At 50.7% G+C, this 20569-nt stretch carries 19 protein-coding genes; 17 read left to right on the top strand and 2 right to left on the bottom strand.

Features of this window, described 5'->3' with window-relative positions; translation table 11 throughout:
- The first annotated feature begins 283 nt into the window (after positions 1–283).
- Positions 284–1888: a peptide ABC transporter substrate-binding protein gene (locus tag ALO_RS18240; RefSeq protein ID WP_004099084.1), complete on the top strand. Its 1605-nt coding sequence runs from the start codon at positions 284–286 to the stop codon at positions 1886–1888.
- Between the two features lie 109 nt (positions 1889–1997).
- On the opposite strand, the gene ALO_RS18235 is transcribed toward ALO_RS18240, so the two are convergent.
- On the bottom strand, positions 1998–3686 hold the full coding sequence (locus ALO_RS18235; protein WP_004099083.1) for a methyl-accepting chemotaxis protein: 1689 nt from the start codon (positions 3684–3686) through the stop codon (positions 1998–2000).
- A 274-nt stretch (positions 3687–3960) separates the two neighbouring features.
- Between ALO_RS18235 and ALO_RS18230 the strand changes: the two genes are divergently transcribed.
- The 8 genes from ALO_RS18230 (at position 3961) to ALO_RS18195 (ending at position 10915) form a co-directional block, all read left to right on the top strand.
- Positions 3961–4479 carry a V4R domain-containing protein gene (locus ALO_RS18230; RefSeq protein WP_004099082.1) on the top strand — a complete coding sequence of 173 codons (519 nt, stop codon included), beginning with the start codon at positions 3961–3963 and terminating at the stop codon, positions 4477–4479.
- A gap of 26 nt (positions 4480–4505) precedes the next feature.
- Positions 4506–6101, top strand: a complete 1596-nt coding sequence (locus ALO_RS18225; RefSeq protein ID WP_004099081.1) for a PAS domain S-box protein — start codon at positions 4506–4508, stop codon at positions 6099–6101.
- A gap of 129 nt (positions 6102–6230) precedes the next feature.
- The gene (locus ALO_RS18220; protein WP_004099080.1) at positions 6231–6917 is read left to right on the top strand and encodes a response regulator transcription factor; all 687 of its coding nucleotides are present in this window, start codon (positions 6231–6233) and stop codon (positions 6915–6917) included.
- A gap of 247 nt (positions 6918–7164) precedes the next feature.
- Positions 7165–7854, top strand: coding sequence for a response regulator transcription factor (locus tag ALO_RS18215; RefSeq protein WP_004099079.1), 690 nt, complete (start codon positions 7165–7167; stop codon positions 7852–7854).
- Positions 7855–7909: 55 nt separating this feature from the next.
- Positions 7910–8572 carry a hypothetical protein gene (locus ALO_RS18210; protein WP_004099078.1) on the top strand — a complete coding sequence of 221 codons (663 nt, stop codon included), beginning with the start codon at positions 7910–7912 and terminating at the stop codon, positions 8570–8572.
- 58 nt (positions 8573–8630) lie between these two features.
- Positions 8631–9455, top strand: coding sequence for an acyl-ACP--UDP-N-acetylglucosamine O-acyltransferase (gene lpxA, locus ALO_RS18205; protein WP_004099077.1), 825 nt, complete (start codon positions 8631–8633; stop codon positions 9453–9455).
- A gap of 23 nt (positions 9456–9478) precedes the next feature.
- Entirely contained in the window at positions 9479–10009 is a 531-nt protein-coding gene (locus ALO_RS18200) for a hypothetical protein (protein WP_004099075.1), read from the top strand.
- 15 nt (positions 10010–10024) lie between these two features.
- On the top strand, positions 10025–10915 hold the full coding sequence (locus ALO_RS18195) for a sensor histidine kinase (protein ID WP_050807051.1): 891 nt from the start codon (positions 10025–10027) through the stop codon (positions 10913–10915).
- 84 nt (positions 10916–10999) lie between these two features.
- Here the strand turns inward: ALO_RS18195 and ALO_RS18190 are convergent, their stop codons facing one another.
- The gene (locus ALO_RS18190; RefSeq protein ID WP_004099068.1) at positions 11000–11953 is read right to left on the bottom strand and encodes an AEC family transporter; all 954 of its coding nucleotides are present in this window, start codon (positions 11951–11953) and stop codon (positions 11000–11002) included.
- Between the two features lie 252 nt (positions 11954–12205).
- On the opposite strand from ALO_RS18190, the gene ALO_RS18185 reads away from it, so the two are divergent.
- The 8 genes from ALO_RS18185 (at position 12206) to ALO_RS18150 (ending at position 20523) form a co-directional block, all read left to right on the top strand.
- Entirely contained in the window at positions 12206–13078 is an 873-nt protein-coding gene (locus tag ALO_RS18185; protein ID WP_004099060.1) for a response regulator, read from the top strand.
- Positions 13023–14351: an ATP-binding protein gene (locus ALO_RS18180; protein ID WP_072031878.1), complete on the top strand. Its 1329-nt coding sequence runs from the start codon at positions 13023–13025 to the stop codon at positions 14349–14351. Before ALO_RS18185 ends, ALO_RS18180 begins: the two co-directional genes overlap by 56 nt.
- A gap of 109 nt (positions 14352–14460) precedes the next feature.
- Positions 14461–15750 carry a dicarboxylate/amino acid:cation symporter gene (locus tag ALO_RS18175; RefSeq protein ID WP_004099054.1) on the top strand — a complete coding sequence of 430 codons (1290 nt, stop codon included), beginning with the start codon at positions 14461–14463 and terminating at the stop codon, positions 15748–15750.
- A 243-nt stretch (positions 15751–15993) separates the two neighbouring features.
- Entirely contained in the window at positions 15994–16608 is a 615-nt protein-coding gene (locus tag ALO_RS18170) for a TetR/AcrR family transcriptional regulator (protein ID WP_004099047.1), read from the top strand.
- A gap of 21 nt (positions 16609–16629) precedes the next feature.
- Positions 16630–17601, top strand: coding sequence for an HlyD family secretion protein (locus ALO_RS18165; RefSeq protein ID WP_004099045.1), 972 nt, complete (start codon positions 16630–16632; stop codon positions 17599–17601).
- A complete protein-coding gene (locus ALO_RS18160; RefSeq protein WP_004099043.1) occupies positions 17598–18494 on the top strand; it encodes an ABC transporter ATP-binding protein in 897 nt (298 codons plus the stop codon). The genes ALO_RS18165 and ALO_RS18160 overlap by 4 nt, the downstream gene beginning before the upstream one ends.
- A gap of 2 nt (positions 18495–18496) precedes the next feature.
- Positions 18497–19399, top strand: coding sequence for an ABC transporter ATP-binding protein (locus ALO_RS18155; protein ID WP_004099041.1), 903 nt, complete (start codon positions 18497–18499; stop codon positions 19397–19399).
- Positions 19399–20523 carry an ABC transporter permease gene (locus ALO_RS18150; protein WP_004099039.1) on the top strand — a complete coding sequence of 375 codons (1125 nt, stop codon included), beginning with the start codon at positions 19399–19401 and terminating at the stop codon, positions 20521–20523. Before ALO_RS18155 ends, ALO_RS18150 begins: the two co-directional genes overlap by 1 nt.
- Positions 20524–20569 lie beyond the last annotated feature (46 nt).

Below are 20569 nucleotides of genomic sequence, written 5' to 3'. Positions count from 1 at the left end.
CCGCCTGCCGGATGAAGCGGGTGTCTTTCGTAGTATTTATTTTTTAAGACGAAATAAACATGTTATATCAGTCATTTCAAGCATGAAAGACTGATGCGGTTTGACATCGCTGCCGTAAACTGCCGAAGCCTACCTGTTTTTGCTGGGAAAAATCGTTTTACAGTTTGTTCACATAAAAGATTCGATTGCAATAAAATGTATACAATACACCGATCAATGACCGGCAGGAATGTTTCCGAGTCCAACGAATATATGGGAAATCGAATACATGTGGAGGTGCAGCATGAAGTGGAATAAAACATACGCCCTGCTGTTGGTGCCGGTCTTCTTGGTCAACCTGTTAGCCGGCTGTGGCGGGCAAAGCAGCCAAGCCGAAAAAGTGTTGCGGGTGGCCAACGGCGCCGAGCCGGAAACCCTGGACCCGCGCCAGGCAGTCGGCGTTGTCGAAGGCATCGTTCTGCGGCAGCTGCTGGAAGGGCTGGCCACCCAGGACCAAACAGGCGAACCCGTGCCGGGGACTGCCGAAAAATGGGAAGTATCCGCCGATGGCCTGACCTATAAGTTTTTCATCCGGGCCAATGCCAAATGGTCCAACGGCGATCCGGTGACCGCCCATGACTTTGAGTACTCCTGGAAGACCACTCTCAGCCCGGCGCTGGCTTCCAAATATGCCGAGCAGCTGTTTTATGTGAGAAATGGCGAAGCCTATAATAAGGGGATAGTCGGTCAGGACCAGGTAGGCGTAAAAGCTCTGGACGATCAGACCCTGGCAGTGACCCTGGAAAAGCCGACTCCTTATTTCATATTCCTGACCACATTCTATACTTATTTCCCGGTCCATAAAAAGACCGCCGAAGCCAATCCAAATTGGCATGCCGATCCCAAGACCTATGTGGGCAATGGTCCGTTCAAAATGGCCGGCTGGGTGCATAACAATAAAATTAACCTGGTCAAGAGCGATAGTTACTGGAACAAAGCTGTCGTGAAAACCAATAAAGCAGAACTGAACCTGAGCGATAACCGCAAGACTCTGCAGGACCTGTTCGAGAACAACCAATTGGATACCGTGGAGATAACGCCGCCTCTGCCCGAGATTCCCCGCCTGCTAAAGGAGAACAAGCTGAAAATCCTGCCCTATATCGGCACCTATTATTATTGCGTGAATGTCAAGAAAGCCCCCTTTGACAATGTGAAAGTCCGCAAGGCCTTCTCCCTGGCCATTGACCGTCAGTCTATTGTTGAGCTGATCACCAAGGGCGGCGAAAAACCGGCTATGGCCTGGACTCCCTACGGCCTGCCCGATGCCAGGGCCGGCGACGATTTTCGCAAAGTCGGCGGCGATTATTTCAAGGGCAATGATATCGCTGAGGCCAAGAAACTTTTAGCCGAAGCCGGCTATCCGGACGGCAAAGGCCTGCCAACCGTTACCCTGTTGTATAACAACGGGGACGAACATAAATTGATCGCCGAAGCCGTGCAGGAAATGTGGAAGAAAAATCTCGGCGTCAGCGTGGAGCTGACCAACCAGGAATGGAAGGTCTACCTGCAGACCCGCACCAAGGGGGATTTTCAACTGGCTCGCAGCAGCTGGATCGGCGACTACCTGGACCCCATGACCTATATGGATACCTTGACCAGCGCCAACGGCAACAACCATACCCGCTGGGGCAATCCTCAGTATGACCGCCTGGTGAAGATCGCGCAATCCACCCTGGATCCGGCGGTGCGAATGAAGGCCATGCATGACGCCGAAAAAATTCTGATGGAAGATATGCCGGTCATTCCGGTTTATTTCTACAGCAGTAAGGTCTTGGAAAAATCCAATGTAAAGGGCATTATCCGCGATGCTCTCGGTGCGGTATACTTAAGAGAAGCCTTCATCGAATAGGCGGCTCATTATGAGCTTTCTAACCATGATCAAAACCAGCCTTTGCCTGAATAGACCGGGCAAAGGCTGGTTCTTTTATTATGAAAAGCTTTAGGTATCACTGGTTTGACTACACTTTGAATCTCCCGATCACCGCGTTGAGCTCAACGGCCATCTGCGCCAACGCTTCCGCGCTGCCCGCCACTTCGTTGAGACTGGCATTTTGCTCTTCGGAGGCGGCTGCCACCGTCTGAGAGCCTGCCCCGGTCTGCTGAGCCACTGCGCTGATGTTTTGTACGTTGGATACGATGGACTGCATTCCCTTAGCTGTTTCCTCTACCGCTTTGGTAATCTGTTCCATGCCGTCCTGGACCTGACCGAGCTTTTCCACGATATCGGTGAACCCTTTCTCTGTATCTGCCGCCGCAGTCTTGCCGGTCTCGGCTTCTGTGTTGGCTTTGCCGACCACGTTTACCGAGAACCCGATGTCGGCGGTCATCTTGCGGATAATCTCTCCGATATGCCGGGTCGCCTCGGCGCTTTGCTCCGCCAGCTTACGCACCTCTTCCGCCACTACTGCGAACCCTTTGCCTGCCTCGCCGGCCCGGGCGGCCTCAATGGCGGCGTTGAGAGCCAGCAGGTTAGTCTGGCTGGCGATGTTGCTGATCAGAGTCACGATTTCCTGAATTTCTGCCGACCCCTTTGCCAGGGCGTTGGCTACCTCAGTGATATCTTGCATTGATTTTCCTATCGTCTCATTCTGCGAGACAACCCTTTTAATCAGCTGCATCCCTTGCCGCGCATCGGATACAGCCTGTTGTGCGGTATGGTTGACGGTGGCCGCGCTGGCGTTCATCTCTTCCGCTCCGGCAGTGACTTCTTCGATGACCGCCGAAATTTCGGTGATGTTGTTGGCGTTTTGGGAGGCGCCGGCGGCAATTTCACCCGTTGAATTGGCGATGATCTCGGAAGTTTTCAGCTGTTCTTCCACCGTTGATGTCAGTTCTTCACTCGATGCCGCCAGCGTATCGGCATTGTTTTTTATTTGACCGACAATTCCCCGCAAGGCTTTTTTCATTGCCAGAACCGCCTCGGCCATATCGCCGATCTCGTCGTTGCGGGTTGCATGTACATCGTTTCTTGTCAGATCGAGTTCGCTTACCGCGATCAGTTCAACGCGCAGGGCACTCATTCGTTTGGCGAGACTGCGGCTGTACCAGACCAGCAGGATGGCTATCGCCAGAATGCCTGCGACGCTAACCGTGATAACCGCTGTTATCACCAAACTTTCCCTGGCGTTCAGCCTGTCGACCCCTTCTTCCATGGCTGCTTCCTGAGAGGCAAAAACCGCTTCAAATTGTTGATTGATTCGTTCGGTTTTCTGACGGGTAGAAGCGAGGAAAGCATTTAGTCCCGGATCATTAACCCGTTTCATAACGATCGCTTTATTAAGATCCTCGACGTAAGCCGCTAACGCAGCTTGCAGTTTGTCGCCTTCCTGTCTGGCAGTCGCCGAAGATGTCGCTGCAATCACCTTCTTCACGGTTTCAAGACTATCGTTCAATTCTTTGGACACCAAACCTGCATAGCTCTCCTCGCCATAAGCCATAAAACCGCGAAGTTCCGCAATCCCTTTATAATAGCTTTCCTGTGCTTCCTGGAGCGCCAATGTCCGATGGACGGGTCCATCGAGCAAATTCTGATAAGCAACGGACGCTGCCTGGAATTGATAAAGCGTCACCCCCAACAGCCCTGTCAGCAAGATGATGGTCACTCCCAATATAGCACTCAGTTGAAATCCTACCGTCATACGCTTCATTTTTAACTCTCCCTTTCTTCGCTATATTAATGATTATTATTTACGCTGTTTTGCAAGGTTTAGGTTAATTTAATTATGTCATTGGCGAGCCGGGCCAACAATCTCTCAAAGAGTAATAGTTTTAAGATAAATATTATCCGTAACTATCCTGGTGAGATAGTTACGGATAATATTTCAAAGCCAACATTGCAGGAAAAGCAATGTGCATTACGAAGATTAACAGGTAATCGGCATTTTTGTAATATTTTCATTGAGGATAAAGGAGTAGTAATTTATGGGGCGAAAGTATGAGTTCAATTGGAGTTTGCTGGGAGATATTTCAGAGGGCAGGCCGAATATGGGGCCCATGGTCAGAACTGAGATTTACCGCTTGATGCAGTTTTGCTTCCGTGATGTCCTGGAACAAAATTACGGCACCGAAACGGCAGATAAGATGTTTTACGAAGCGGGGTTGCTGGCGGGAAAACAATTTTACCGGAATGCCATGCAAAAAACAGTGGACTTCAACGCCTTCATTCAATCATTACAGTCGGCTCTTGCCGCTAAGGGTATTGGTATTTTACGCATAGAAACGGCTGACTATGAACAGGGAAAGTATGTAATGAGCCTCTCGGAAGATTTGGATTGCTCCGGATTGCCTGACCTGGACTACGAAATCTGCGTGTATGATGAAGGTTTTTTTGCCGGTATTTTGGAAAGCTTTACCGGGGAAAAATTTAAGGTCAAGGAAGTGGATTGTTGGTGTACGGGAGATCGCACCTGCCGGTTTGTGGCTGAAGTATCCAGAGAATAGATCCTGCATGCAGAGGGGTTATTGACTTGAAGCCGGAAATAGCAAACGAAATCGATGAAATCATCCAGCAAATCAATAGCGTATTGCAAAGCAAGGCGCTGCCGGCAAAGCTGGCCGAGTACTCGGATCAATATCCCGAGATGGCGAAATTGGTGGAAAGACTCCTGGCATTGCGCGAATTTACTTTTGCATTATCCGAAGGCGATTTATCGCAGACAATGAATCTGCGAGGCTATTGGCCGGGAGCATTAAAAGCGTTACAAGCCAATCTCCGGCATCTGACATGGCAGACCAGCATGGTTGCCGCGGGCGATTACAGCCAACGGGTTGATTTTATGGGTGACTTCTCTCATGCCTTTAATACTATGACGATTCGCCTGAAAGCTGCGACGGAAAATGAGCAAAAATATATTGCCGAGCTTGAACGGCAGCAAGCGGCTACCAGGGAAAGCGAACGGAAATACAGGCTTATTGCCGAGAATACCGATGATGTGATTTGGCTGCTGGATCATGAAATGGTGATTCGCTATATCAGTCCTTCCATTGAGCGGTTATTAGGATTTACTCCTGGGGAGGTTGAGGGAAAGCCGATCAGCCAGACGCCATTGCCATTCTTCCAGGTGGTTTTTCAAAGCTCGACCATCGAACTTTTAACCGCTGCAGGAACCCGTCGTCCGGTCATTGTTGAATGTGAACAACGCTGCAAAGACCGAAAAATGATCTGGCTGGAATCCACCGTAAATGCCGCTCAAAATAGCAGCGGTGAAATGATTGGATTTACCGGCGTTACCCGGAACATAACTAAGCGCAAAAAAGCCGAAAGCCTTTTATACCAAGCCTATGAGCGCACGAAAAAACGCGACTTTTTCAATCAGCTTGCCGCAAGAAATGATTGTAATGATACCGAAGTGCTAGAATGGGGCTGGCGGGACAAGATCTATGTTCCCAAAGATTTTTCTCTTTTTTTTCTCTCTATGGACACGTTACCCGGCGACGAAGACAGCATGTACCGCAAACAGCAAATGATGGATGCGCTGGTGGACCAGCTGAACCGTAAGGAGCGTACCAATGCCTGGGAAACTGCCCGGGGCGTAGGCATCATAACGCCTGCTCTGGCTGACGCTGCCCGTAAGCAAAAGGAATTGGCGGCAGCTGCGGATTACATGAAATATATATCAATGTATCTGCCGGATACGCCAGTTTATATCGGAACCGCAAATTATTCCGATGGGTGGGCGAATTTTGCCAATCGCCTGAAGAACGCGGCAACCGCTATACGAATCGGCAGGCAAGTTTGGCCGCATCAGCGGATCTATCACTACGAAGACTGTGGAATCTATCAGGTTCTGGCCCCGTTTGCCGCTACGGATGAGGCAGCTGCCTATATTACGCAGAGGATCGGCCCGTTAATGGCGCACCCTGATTTGCTGGAAACACTGGAAAAACTCTTATCAGGCTTGAGTTTTAAAGAAATAGGAGCACAAATGTATCTGCACCATAAAACGATCCAGCTGAGAAAGCAGCGCATTGAGCAGTTATTAAATGTTTCGCTTGATTCTTACGAGGTAAGAATGGCTTTATCCTCCGCGCTGCAGCTAATGAAAATCGTAAAGGCTAACTAAAGAATCTTTTAAGATTTTATTAAGAAAACTAAGCTATAGTAACCTTCAATGCATTTTACATGAATTTTAACAAAAAGCGGCAAGGACGAAGAATTTCGGCAGGGAGGCAATCGCAGGGAGAGAATTAGCTTGAAGATCTTGGTGGTAGAAGACAGTGAATTTTTGTGTGACGCAATGGTGACGGTTCTTAGCGCGGCAGGCTTTGATGCAGACCAGACAGATGATGGGGAAGAGGGATTTTTTTTGGCGGAGCAGGCTGTATACGATCTGCTGGTGCTGGATATTATGCTGCCGGGAATCAGCGGCATAGAAATCCTAAAACAATTGCGGGCAAAGGGCAATACCGTTCCGATACTCATGGTAACCGCAAAAGATTGCATTGAAGACCGGGTAAGAGGATTAAACACCGGGGCGGACGACTACATGGTCAAACCGTTTGCGGTATCTGAGTTTCTGGCGAGGGTAAGAGCCCTTTTGCGCCGCAAAGGCGGAGGAACGCCTCAGGGGCTGCTCTCCTATAAAAGCCTGGTATTGAATCCTCAGGTGAAACAAGGATACTATCAATCGCAGGAGTTGTGGCTGACAGTCAGAGAGTATGAACTGCTGGAATTTTTAGTCTTAAACCGGGAACAGATCTTAACCAAAGAGCAAATATTTGACCGGTTATGGGGGATAGAAGCGGAAACAGGCTTAGGAGTTGTTGAAGTATATATTCATTTTTTGCGCAAAAAGATGAGTGCTTTCGGCTGTAATAAGTTCATTCGCACCATCAGAGGGGTCGGCTACATGCTGAAAGAACAGATGAGCGGGAATTGACCGCGTCAGATTGAGGACATAGTAAACAAACGCAACGAATTAGCAGATTATCCTGCCGATTCATTGCGTTTTTTATTTTTAAGCACTTGTTAAGAAATCGTTAAGAATGCATTAATAAATGCTTAATAAACGTTAATAAATATTTAAACAAAATGATATATAGTAAATTCAACCAAATGCGACAAGATGCGACAAAAATATTTAAAAGAACTAAAAATAGACCCATTAAATTAAGGAGTGATTTATCTTGAAAATTTTGGTTGTAGAAGATGAGGACCTCCTGCGTGATACGATTGTGACGATTCTTAGTACGGCGGGGTTTGACGTTGACCATACCAATAATGGCGATGAAGGGCTCTTTTTTGCCGAGCAGATTGTCTATGATCTGTTAATCCTTGATATCAGCCTGCCCGGCACAAGCGGTTTAGACATCTTAAAGCGATTGCGCACCAGGAAAGATACCGTTCCCATCTTCATGTTAACTGCCCGGGACCGCGTTGAGGACCGGGTTTTGGGGCTGGATGCGGGGGCGGATGATTATATGGTTAAACCGTTTGCCGTATCCGAGCTGTTCGCCCGCGTAAAGGCCCTGTTACGGCGAAAAGGCGGGGAAACAACGCAAGGCCTGCTGTCCTATAAAAACATAACGTTGAATCCGAAGCTGAAAGAAGCGTATTTTCAATCCGAGGAACTATGGCTTACGGCCAGGGAATACGAGCTGCTGGAGTTTTTAGTGCTAAACCGGGAACAGATCTTAACGAAAGAGCAGATATTCGACCGCTTATGGGGGGTGGAAGCCGAAACTGGTTTAGGAATTGTCGATGTATACATTCATTTTCTTCGTAAAAAACTGAGTGCTTTTAGCTGTAACAGACTCATCCGCACCATAAGAGGCGTCGGCTATATGTTGAGAGACAAGGCGAGCGGCTCAGGCTGACCCGAAAAAAATTGCTGCAGGGAGGGTTCCTGTGAGGCTTGAAAGGAGCAAAACTATGCCGCTGAAACTAAAAATAGTGATTTGTCTTATCTGTTTAGTAATAGGTGAAAAAATAGGGGGGATGCATCCCGGCGTTTGCGCCGCCCCTGCTTCCGAAGAGGTGTTGTGGATCAGCCTGGATGTTTCGCCGGAAGAAAGAAAAAAAATTGACGGAATTATTTTTGATGCATACAAACAGGTGAAAATAGGCCAGAAAAACATAAAGGCTGCTCATTTGGAGAATCCTAACGAGTACCTTAAGCTCCTGTCCTATCTCCAGCAAATGGGCGAAACCCGCCAGAATATCAACCGGGATATCCGGCAGTTGTTATCGCCGCAGCAACGCCGGATATTGGAAACCCAACTGGAACAAATCGATCAGTCCAAACAGCAATTTGCCGGCATTCTCATGATGCTGGACCTCAGCAGGGAGCAGCAGGCAAAGATCGTTGCAGCCCTGTTGAAAAATCAGAAAAAGGTTTGGACCATTATTTCCCGGCGATCGCTTTCCTGGGAGAAAAGGCGCAAGCAACTGGGGCGTATCGATAAAATCAAAGAAATAAGCCTCCATCTTTCAAGGCAGCAGCAAGAAAAATTTTCTTATATGCTGGGAATGGTGTACCTGCAAAAAAGCAACGAGGGGCTTTTTCTAGGGCTGACCAGACCAGGAGTTTCATAATATTGTTCAGCAGGGAGGCTATCCCGGCAAAATCTCCACAAAGAGGTGTATCGACAAAATGATGCAGGACCAGTATAAGCTCCGGACTTCTTCTAACATCCATGAAACTGCGGTCGTCCATCCCGGCGCCGTTCTGGGCAAAAATGTTGACGTCGGCCCTTACGCTGTGATCGGCCAAAACGTCCGCATCGGGGATAATACGGTCATTAAGTCTCATGCCATTATCGACGGCTGGACCGATATCGGGGTAAATTGTGAAATTTACCCCTGCGCATCGATCGGTTCTCCGCCTCAGGACCAAAAATTCCGTGGCGAGAAAAGCTACATCGTGATCGGCGACAATACCCAGATCCGGGAATTTGTCACGGTTAACGGCGCCACCGGCGAGGGGCAGGAAACGCGGGTCGGTTCAGACTGCCTGCTGCTGGCATATTGTCATGTTGCTCACAATTGCGTCATAGGCAACCATGTAGTTGTATCGAGTGCCGCCATGATTGCAGGACACGTAGTGGTGGGAGACAGAGCGACCATTGGGGGGCTGACCGGTATTCACCAGTTCGTAAGAATCGGTCGAAATGCCATGGTTGGCGGCGCCTCGAAAATAGTCCAGGATGTACCCCCGTTTATCACCGCAGCCGGTAATCCGGCGCAGGCGGCCGGGCTGAACACTGTCGGCATGACCCGGGCCGGGATTGGAGAAACAACCCGCCAGCTCATAAAAAGGGCTTACAAAATTCTATATTTATCGGGCCTGGGGCTTTCCTGCGCTCTGGAGATAATGGAGCAGCAGATTCCTGAGTGTGAAGAAGTGGCAGACTTCATTCAATTTTTGCGCAACACGGAAAGAGGAATCTGCCGGGTTGCCTGCAAGGCCAGACAATAACCGGATAAAGTGAGGGGATAAAAGTGTACAGGCAGTTTTTTTCCGTACTAACCATGCTGTTTTATTTTCAGGCCGGCAGCATCGTTTTTGCCGCTCCCGTCAATAACCTGGAGATGGGAGAAAGAGCGATGGGCATGCTGTTTGGTCAGGATAGCGATACTTATTATTTTGAGAGTAAGATTAATGAAACCTTTACCTTCGGATTTCAACTCGTGGATTATAACGACAACTCCGACCTGAGAGACTTTTACGGGCAATTTGACGTTATGGGTTATGGCGGCAGGAGGGGGGATATGGGACTGAAGATCATCCTCGGCAGCCGGACGATAGTCCACGAGACTTCCAAAAAGTATGTAGGCGCGGCGATAACGCAGGAATTGTCGCCGGACTGGAGCAGTTACACCTCTTTCCTTGCCGGCAGAGGCCTTAAAGAACTGCAGGCCGGTTTCAATTTCAGATTAACGGAAGAATATGATCTGAACTTTCATTACCGCTATTTTGAGTATCAAGGCAGCCGGGATGAGCTGAGCATCGGCTTAAGCTATAAATTTTAAACAGGGAAGATGAGCATGTTTCGTAATGTACATTTACGGCTTATTCTCACGAATTGGGGAATTCTCGTCTTATTGTTTTTATTCCTGGCGGCCGGGACATACCTTATGGCAATAGCGCACAGGCCGGAACCTTCCGGCTATATGCTGCCGGTCGCCGGCTTCTTGGTTTTATCCGCAATGGGCAGCCTGCTTATGGCCAATCGCGCCATGATCCCCATTCAGCATGCCTGGCGGCGGCAGCAGGATTTTCTCGCCGGTGCTTCCCACGAACTGCGCACCCCTCTGGCGGTGATTCAGGCCAATCTCGATATTGTCCGGAGCAATCGGGGAGAAGCTGTATCCGACCAGGAGCACTGGCTGAACAATATGCAGGAAGAATCCGCTCATATGGCGAAGATCGTTGACTCCCTGCTGTTTCTTGCCCGCTCAGGCAGCCGGCAGCAAGCGCTCAATAAACAGTGGTTTGATTTGGCTCAGGTACTGGAAGCAGCCGTGGCAGAGGCGCTGCAGGCCATGGCTGAAGCAGGAGGCGTCACTTTAAGCATTGATGCCGAAGCGGGAATCATGCTATATGGCGATGCGCAGCGGATTCAGCAATTAATCGGCATATTGGCGGATAATGCCATCCGTTATACGCCATGGGGCGGCAGTATAGAAATAAAGGCATATCGCCTTCTGGGGCTGGTGGTCATAGAAGTCACGGACAGCGGTGAAGGGATCAGCGCCGAGCATCTGTCCAGGATTTTTGACGGTTTTTACCAGACAGATCCGGCGCGGGCAAAAGGCGGCGCCGGATTGGGCCTGGCTATGGCCAAATCCATTGTGGACAGCCATGGCGGCAATATTGACGCATCCAGTAAGCTTGGGGCAGGAACTACATTTATCATCCGCCTGCCTTTTTCCTGAGGAAAATTCCTTTCCCCTGTTGACTAAAAAAATGCCTTGACCCGGAAAAGTGCGGGTCAAGGCATTTTGCCGCAAGAGCTGTGTCTATGAGAGACAAAGGATGAGGGTCGGCAATACAACCGCCAGGAAAACAGCGGTGGACAGGAAAAAAGCGGCGCTGGTCAGGTGGACATTGAAATCATACAGCCGGGCCAGAATGACCGAGTTAATGCCGACAGGCGAACTGGCGGCAATGAGGATGGTTCCCAGCGCTGCCCGGTCGGTAAACAGCTGGCTGGCGATACAATAGCCGACCAGCGGCGTAAACAGGAATTTCACCGGCAAAAGATCCAGAATGCTGCGATAGTAGTGTTTCATTTCCGCGAATTGGATGGAATAGCCTACGGGAAAAAAGGCAAACCAGGCGGAAATGTGAATCAGGGCGGTAAACAGGCTGCTAAGGCCATCCGGCCGGGGTATGCCGCCTGTATACAGCAGGATTCCGGCAAAAGTCCCCAGTGTCGGCAATTGCTTGCGGGTGAAAAAAAGAGATGCCAGGCTGCTTGGGCTGGCGTCTGTTTCTGCCATGGGCTGGTGCAGCTGTTTTTGATAGTAAGAGGCCAGAGGAAAGCAAAACAAAAAGAAAACCAGGTTTTGAAACAAGGCGACGATCTGGTTGTAGGCAAACCCTGCTTCCCCCAGGAGAAAAAAAGTGCACAAACCGCCCAGGGAGCCGATATTGGACAACAGGGCCGCTGCCAGGTAGCTGGCCTTTTCCGGACCGTCCGGGTATTTTCCCCGCACGATCCAATATCCTGCCAGTCCGGGGATGAAGCTTAGCAGGATGCCAAACACCGGCAGCCAAAGAAGCGTTGGATTCAGCGGCATGACCCAAAAGCTTAAAATCGCCAGAATCGTGCAAAAAACCGTGATATTCAGGTCAATGATCCGGTTGCAGAAGGTCTCGCTCAGCCACTGCTTCTGCCGGCAATAGTAACCTAAAGTGAGCGGCAGTACCAGGTCGGTAAACATATACATCAGCTTGGCGGCTATTTCCATTTTTGTTCTTTTCGCCTCATGCGTCGACAGCGGCGCGTTTTTTCGTTAAAGATTGACAATGCCTTTTCATTATAGCATAAAATAGCGCAGCCGGGAGAAAAATAAGCTTTTACACCGGGAGTGACGGCAGCGGCAGCAGAAGTCAGACATACATGCCGGGAAAAGCAGGGAACGGCTGACAAAAAAGGAGGGCGGCAATATTTATCGAATAAAATAAAGTATATTTATCCAAGAGGGAGGAGGGAGATTGTTATGCAACTGCGTCTGGCTATTGTTGACGATGATATCAGCATCCGGAAGATGCTGCGGCGGATTATTGAGGAAGCAAGGCTGGGAAGCGTGACCGAATGCAGTGACGGAATCATGGCAGAAGAGATTTTGCGGGAAAGCCGGCCGGACATCGCATTGATTGATCTCCTGCTCCCCGGCCAGGACGGCGTCGAGTTGATCCAGCGCCTGGCCGCCGGTTGCCCTGACACTTCTTATATCATGATCTCGCAGGTCAACAGCGAACCGATGATTACCAGGGCCTATGAAAGCGGCATTGAGTTTTTTATTCATAAACCGATTAATGTCCTGGAAGTCCGGTCGGTCATCAACCGGGTCCGGGAAAGCCGCAATCTGCGTCAATTCATCTCCTACGTCCGCCAGACCGCATCCCAGTTTGACGGGCCTAGCGCCCCGGCTAAAACTGCCGGCGACAGCCAGAAAAAATCAATCATCTACCGGATATTCTCCGATCTGGGAATTATCGGCGAAGCAGGAATCAATGATATCTATCTGTTAATTGAACTCATCAGCGCTAAACAGCAAAATCAGGGGAAAATGTCGTATCAGTTGAATGAACTCTACGAACAGTTATCCCAGAAGCTGGGTCAGGATGCCAAGACCATTGAGCAACGCATTCGCCGCACGATTGCCAAGGCAATGCAAAACCTGGCCAATCTGGCGACCGAGGATTACTATAATGAAGTGTTTCAGGACTATAACTCTTCTTTGTTTGACTTCAAGGAAGTGCGGCAGGAAATCAACTATGTAAACGGCAAAAGCCATTACCGGGGGAAAATTAATGTCAAGAAGTTCGTGGAAGGAATCCTCTTTAGCGTTGAGAACGCCGAAGCCTAAGCTCATCATCCATGCGGTAATGCTGGTTACCCTGGCCAGTATGGTGTTTATTTATCCCTTTGATAATCAATTCCGGTTTACATTGGGGGTTGCCGTATTATCCGTCCTGATCCTGTCTTTCCCGGAATTGCCTGCCTTCCGGGTGATCCTGTTCAGCGGCGCAGCCATTGTGGCCCAGCGGGTCGCCGTTTCCCTCCTGCTGGGACAAGGGAGTTTTGTCACGGCATTCCTGAGCCATATTCCGGCTTTCTCTTACTATGTTGTGTTCGCTGTTATGTTTGAACTGTTTACTATACGCAACGCAGTCGGCCGTTTCCCGCTGAGCGTGTTATTGCTCAGCACTACCGACGCTCTGAGCAATATTGTGGAACTGTTTTTCCGCCCGGCGCTGCAGTCCGTGAATTATGAAACGGCGCTGGCCGGCGTGATTCTGATTGCCCTGGTCCGGTCGGTACTCTCCGTGTACGGCTATATGCTCCTGCACAAATATCATTCCTTTGTTTTGGTGCAGGATCAGCTGCGGCGCTATTCTGAGCTGCTGGTCATGACGGCCAAGCTGAAAACAGAACTCTTTTACCTGAAAAAGTCGTCCCAGGATATCGAGACCGTCATGGAACGCAGCTATTGGCTGTATAACCAGCTGAAACAGCAGGAACAAAGCGGAGCGAAAATGGAGCGTCCTGCCGGTGAGGCCCTGATCATCGCCCGGGATATTCATGAAGTCAAAAAAGACTACAGCCGGGTGATCGCCAGTATTGAAAAAGTATTGAATCCTTCCGGCCTGGATCAGTCTCAATACATGAAGCTTTCCGAAGTATTTGACATTATTGAGCAGAATGTTCTGCGCTATATTGCGGCTTCCGGCAAAGATATCGCCATCAGCTTCCACTATTCTGAGGATTTTTTTACGCACCAGTACTATACGGTGGTGTCCATGCTGGACAATTTAATTATGAACGCCATCGAAGCCTGCAATCCGTCAGGCACGATTTGCGTCAGACAGACCAGCGAGGGGAAGAACTGTATTTTTTGCGTGGAAGATGACGGCAGCGGCATTGAAACAGAAGAATGGACTTTGTTGTTTCAGCCGGGATATTCCACCAAATTTTCGCCGGTAACCGGCAAAATGTCAACGGGATTAGGTCTTTGCCACGTCAAAAATCTCAGTGAGGATATGGGAGGTACGGTTCAGGTGGCGTCCGTCGCCGGGCAGGGAGCAGAATTTGTCATCCTGATTCCCTGGAAGAATCTGATCGTGACGGACCCGGAATAATTCAAAAATAAAGTCAGATTATTCAGAGATGGCTTTTAATCTTTTTTGTTACTTTTTGTAGGACATGCCGTATCGTAAAGTGAAAGATTAAAAAAAAGGAGGACACGTTGTGAAACAATATCAGAAGCTCTTATTGGGTTTTGTGCTGGGTATCATAGTCGGATTAATCGGTTATTATGTTTTCCCGGAAAAATCGTATCCGTCCATGAAAGCAGTCACCAATGTCTGCACTCTGGTAGGCGCTATTTTCCTCAAAATCATATTCATGGTGGTTGTGCCCCTCTTAGTTTCCGCGTTAATGCTCGGGGTTTTCGAACTGGGTAAAGGACGCAACTTAGGCCAGGTCGCCAAAAAGTCCCTGATGTTTACGATTGGACTGAGCCTGATTGCCGTATTGCTGGCGGTTGCCATGACGAATATCATGCAGCCGGGAGTCGGCATAGACTTTGACCGGGAGGCCCTGGCGAAAAATCAGGGAGTCATCAGCATCAATAAAAATATGGAGGCGGCTCAAAGCAAGCCCTGGATGAACTACATCATCGAGCTGATCCCGCAGAATCCGATCGACTCCGCAGCAAGGGCGTTCGGCGGTGAAATTATTGCGGTTATGGTGTTTGCCCTGATGTTTGGCTATGCTCTCTGTCTGGTGGTTAAAGAAGATCACCCCATTGTCCATGTGCTGCAAGCCATTTTTGACGGTTCCCTAAAGGTTATTGCATGGGCGATGAAAATCGCTCCCTATGGTATTTTCGGCATTGTATTCAATACGACCTATCGCATGGGAGCCGGCTTCCTGACCAATGTAGCCTACTTTGCCTTCGTGGTTGTGCTGAGTCTCTTAATTCAGCAATTCGTTGTTTACGCGTTATGCCTGAAGGTATTTGCCAAAACCAATCCCTGGGAATTTTTTAAAAAATGTAAAGAAGCCTATGTATACGCCTTTTCAACTGCTTCTTCCAACGCTACTCTGCCAATCGCTCTGGAAACCGCTGAAAAGACCCTCAAACTGCCTCCCAAGATTGCCCGTTTCGTTCTGACTTGCGGCGCTTCCGCCAACCAAAACGGTTCGGGTCTCTATGAAGGTGTGGTCCTGCTGTTCCTGGCGCAGGTTTTTGGTGTCAGCCTTTCGATTGAACAACAGATCGTGGTCGTTCTGACCGCAGTGCTGGGCGGCATCGGAACTGCCGGCGTTCCCGGCGGCACGCTGCCGATTATCGCGATCCTGTGCGTCAACGTGGGTGTGCCGGTAGAAGGCCTGGGCCTGATTCTGGGTGTTGACCGTTTCCTTGATATGTGCAGAACCACTTTGAATGTATCCGGAGATCTGGTCATTGCCAAGCTGGTCAGTGCCAATGTGGATGACGCAACCATTGAGAAAACGCCTGATATAACTTGTTAAGACCTATGCCTGCTGACACGGCAGGCCCATAGAAAAAGCCGCCGATTTTACGGTCGGCTTTTTCTATGGCCTTTTTCAACGCCTCCTTAAGCCGGTTTGAATTGCATGACCAATGCCGGGTCATACACTCTATATATTATGAAATTTAAAAGTTTGGAAATTAGATCTTGTGATCGGTCTATCTATTGGTTATAATTTAATCAAATGATTAAATTAAATGATTGATTGAATTGAGGTGCCGCAGTGGATAAAGATCCCCGCGATAAATTGATCGAAGTAGGGACCCGGCTGTTTGCTAAAAAGGGGCTGGCAGCTGTCACTATACGGGAACTGGCTGATGCCGCCGGAACCAACAGTGCCATGATATCCTATTACTTCGGGGGAAAAGAAGGCCTATATGCTGCCGTCATGGAAGCCCATCTGGAAAAAATCCGCTCTGTGATCAAACAGGCGCAATTGAATAATCTGGAGCCGCTGGAAAAGATCCGGCGGTATGGCCAGGGAGTGCTGAACATCCATAACCAGTCCCCCTATCTCATCCGGCTGGTGTTTTCCGAAATTACCAATCCCACCGTCCATTTTGAACCGGTTCGCAAAACCATTGGCCTGGTGGCGCTGTTTTTGCAGCAAGCCATTCGGGAAGGAATCGAGGCCGGACAGATCCGGCCGGATGTGGATCCGGCTTATGCCACGGTGGCGCTGGCCGGCATACTGAATTTCTTTTTTATTGCCCGGCCTCTGGCGGAAGGATTTTTGCCGCAGGGGCAAAATCATGAAGGGGTTTTTAACCGTCAGGCTCTGGATATTTTCCTGAATGGGATTGCGCTGCATGACGACGTTGCGGATAACAATAGCTGATACGAGAATGGGGGAAGAAATATGAAGCGGAAACTGATTGCCCTGGCCGTGATACTGGCTCTGTTAGGAGCAGGCGCAGCCTATAAGCTGACAGGAAGAAAGATCGACGGCATTGCAGCCAGCGGCACCATTGAGATCACCCAGTCCGATATTGCGCCCAAAGTGGCAGGCTATTTGGAAGAATTTACAATCCGGGAGGGAGATACGGTACAAGCCGGACAGGTTTTGGCCAAGGTCAGCCGGACCGATCTGACAGCTCAGCTGCTGCGGGACGAAGCGGCCCTGGCCAAAGCGCAGGCTCAGCTGCGGGATCTGGAAAGCGGCGCCCGGGAGCAGGAAGTGACAGAGGCCAGGGCCATGCTGGCTTCGGCCCGGTCAGTATATGACAAAAGCAAAAATGATTGGGAGAGATTCCAAAAGCTTTACCAGGACGGGGCAGTTTCGGCCCAACAGCGGGATAACGCCCGTTCCGCCTATGAGGTAGCCTATCATTCTCTGGCCGCTGCTCAGTCACGGCTGCAGCTGGTGGAGGAAGGCAGCCGGCCGGAGACGATTGCCGCCCAGCGGAAAGAAGTGGAGCGGTCCCGGGCAGTTGTGGACGCCAGCAAGTCCACGCTGGCCGATACCATCCTGATCAGTCCGGTTCGTGGCCTGGTGTTGTCCCGTAACTATGAGCAGGGGGAGTTTGTCAACGTAGGAGCACCCGTCGCCACCGTCGGCGATATGACCGACTGCTGGGTCAAAATCTATATACCATCCGGCCAAATGGGGCAGATTGGCCTGGGCCAGCCGGCCCGGATCAGGGTGGATTCTTTCCCGGACAAGGTCTTTGCCGGCCAGGTGAAAGAAATCAGCCAGACCGCCGAGTTTAACCCCCGCCAGAGTCTGACGCAGCGGGAGAGGGCCAACATGGTCTTTGCCGTCAAGGTCCGGGTGGATAACGGCGAACTGCTGTTAAAGCCTGGCATGCCGGCAGATGTGGTCCTGCCATGATCCGGCTGCGGCAGGCGGCGAAATACTTCGGTGCGGTCCGGGCGGTGGACGGCGTCACCTTAGAGGTACAGCCGGGAGAGATCTTCGGCCTGGTGGGGCCCGACGGCGCCGGTAAAACTACCCTGATCCGGCTGCTGACCGGCGTGCTGACTCCCGGCGCCGGCGAGATCGAGGTGCTGGGGCGGCGAAATCTGGAAGATATCAAAGAGCATATCGGCTATATTCCCCAGAAATTCAGCCTGTACGGGGATATGACCGTAATCGAGAATATCCGGCTGCTAGGCTCGCTTTACGGAGCCGATGCCGCGGCCATTGCGGCCCGGGCCAGAGAGATTCTGGCCTTTACCAATCTGCTGCCTTTTCAGGACAGGCTGGCTGACCGGCTGTCCGGCGGCATGAAGCAAAAGTTGGCTCTGGCAGCCGGTCTGATGCATCGTCCCAAGCTATTTTTTCTCGATGAGCCTACTACCGGCGTGGACCCGGTGTCCCGCCGGGAGTTTTGGCAGATGCTGTACCGCATGAACCAGGACGGTATGACGGTACTGGTCTCTACTCCCTATATGGATGAAGCCGAGCTTTGCCACCGGGTAGCTTTCATGCACCAGGGCCGCATCGTGGCCTGCGGCTCCCCGCTCCGGCTGCGCCGGTCTTATCCCCATCGCATTCTGGAATTGGAGACCTCAGCCAAGCATATCAACCGCCATCTGGCCGGAGTGCCTATCCGGGACATGAATGCCTTTGGCGATAAATATCATCTGGTAGTGGATGACCCGGAGACAGCCATGGCCGCAATTCGCCAGGCACTGGCGGCAGCCGGCCTGGATATCGGCAGCCTGAGGGAAACGGCGCCGTCTCTGGAGGATGTATTTGTGGAACTGGCAGGGGAGGAATAGCAATGTACGCAGTGGAAACGCACAACCTGACCCGCACATTCGGCGATTTTACCGCCGTGAATAAAGTCAGCCTGCGTATTAAGCGGGGCAGTATTTATGGCTTTCTTGGACCCAATGGCTCCGGCAAGTCTACTACCATCCGCATGCTTTGCGGCATTCTGAACCCTACCGGCGGCAGCGGCAGGATTTTAGGCTGTGACATCATTAAGGACAGTGAGGCCATCAAGCAGCAGATTGGCTATATGTCGCAAAAATTCAGCCTTTATGATGATCTGACCATCCGGGAGAATCTGGAGTTTTATGCCGGGATGTACAGTCTGGCCGGCGAAAGAAAGAAACGGCGAATCGAGGCTATGCTGGACATGGCCGGACTGCGGGGCCGGGAGCAGGAACTGGTCACTAACCTGTCAGGCGGCTGGAAACAGAGACTGGCTTTGGGCTGCTCCATTTTACACCAGCCTGACATCCTGTTCTTGGATGAACCTACCGGCGGTGTAGATCCCAAGGCACGGCGCCGGTTTTGGGATATGATTTATGACCTGGCGGCCGGGGGAACCACTATCATGGTTACCACTCACTTCATGGATGAGGCCGAGCATTGCGACGAGATCGGCTTCATCTATGAAGGAAGCCTGATCGTTTCGGCAGCGTCGGAAGAGTTAAAACGCCAGATTCCCGGCGTTTTGCTGCGGGTCTTATGCGAGGAACCCATGGCTTTGCTGGAAGCACTGGCGCAAGAACAGCGTCCGCTCCTGGATGCTTATGCCCATGGCGCAGCGGTGCATCTCTTGGTATCACGGGAGGAGGAAAGCCGCTTTGCCGATCTGGACTGCCAGGTCATCCGGCCTTCCTTGGAAGACGTATTTGTCTACTATGTAAAATCACACCGGAAGGAGCTGGCGTGATGATCCGCTTAAAGGCCTTGCTTGTGAAAGAGTTTATTCAGATGAGCCGGGACCGGCTGACCTTTGCCATGATGGTCATGCTTCCCATTGTCCAGCTGCTGGTCTTCGGCTATGCAATCAATACCGACGTAAAGCATTTGTCCACGGTGGTGTTCGACCAGTCTCTCAGTTACGAAAGCCGGGACCTGCTATCATCCTTTGAGGCCAGCGGCTACTTTGACATCAACTATGCGGCCGGCAGCTTCCAGGCAGTCTCCGACCATATCGAAAGCGGCAAAACCAAGGTCGGGATCATCATTCCGCCCGATTTCGCCGCCAATTTAAAACATGGCCGCACCGCCAGTTTCCAGGTCATCGTGGACGCCTCGGACTCTATGGCGGCTTCTTCCGCCATCAGCACCGCCCAGATGATCGGTCAGATCAAGTCTCAGCAGATTCTGGTGGAAAAAATGCAGGCAATCGCCGGCAAAAGCATCGCGGCTCCCTATGACATCCGCATCCGGCCTTGGTACAACCCGGATTTTGTCACGGCCTTTTATATGGTGCCGGGCATCCTGGGCGTCGTGCTGACAATGACCATGGTGATGATCACCTCCATGGCCATTGTGCGGGAGAGAGAAAGGGGCACCCTGGAGCAGCTCATCGTCACTCCGCTGAAATCCTATGAATTGATGCTGGGGAAAATCATTCCCTATGTCTTTGTGGGCTATGTGCAGGTGACTCTGGCCCTGCTGGTAGGCATCTTCGTCTTTGACCTGCCGGTTCAGGGCAGCATATTGCTGTTATACGGACTGACCCTGATCTATATCCTGGCGGCGCTGGCCCTGGGCATCCTGATCTCCAATATGGCCCAAACCCAGATGCAGGCCATGCAGATGTCGTTCTTTATATTTTTGCCCAGTGTTCTGCTGTCAGGCTTCATGTTTCCCCGGGAAGCCATGCCACGGTTTTTCTTCTGGCTCAGTCATATCATCCCTCTGACCTTCTTCCTGGAGATCCTGCGGGGCATAATTTTAAAAGGGCTGAGCATCCGGTTCCTCTGGAGCCAGATCGCAGCCCTGCTGGTATTTATCACGGTGGCCCTGACGGTCAGTATTGTTAAATTTCAGAAAAAATTAGGCTGAATCGGGACAGTTCACCGGGGAGCCATAAAAAAAGAACGGGAAAGCG

Source organism: Acetonema longum DSM 6540, assembly GCF_000219125.1.
Taxonomy (GTDB): Bacteria; Bacillota; Negativicutes; order Sporomusales; family Acetonemataceae; genus Acetonema; species Acetonema longum.
The sequence above is the reverse complement of the archived record's forward strand: the minus strand, read 5'-3'. Positions and strand labels throughout refer to the sequence as shown.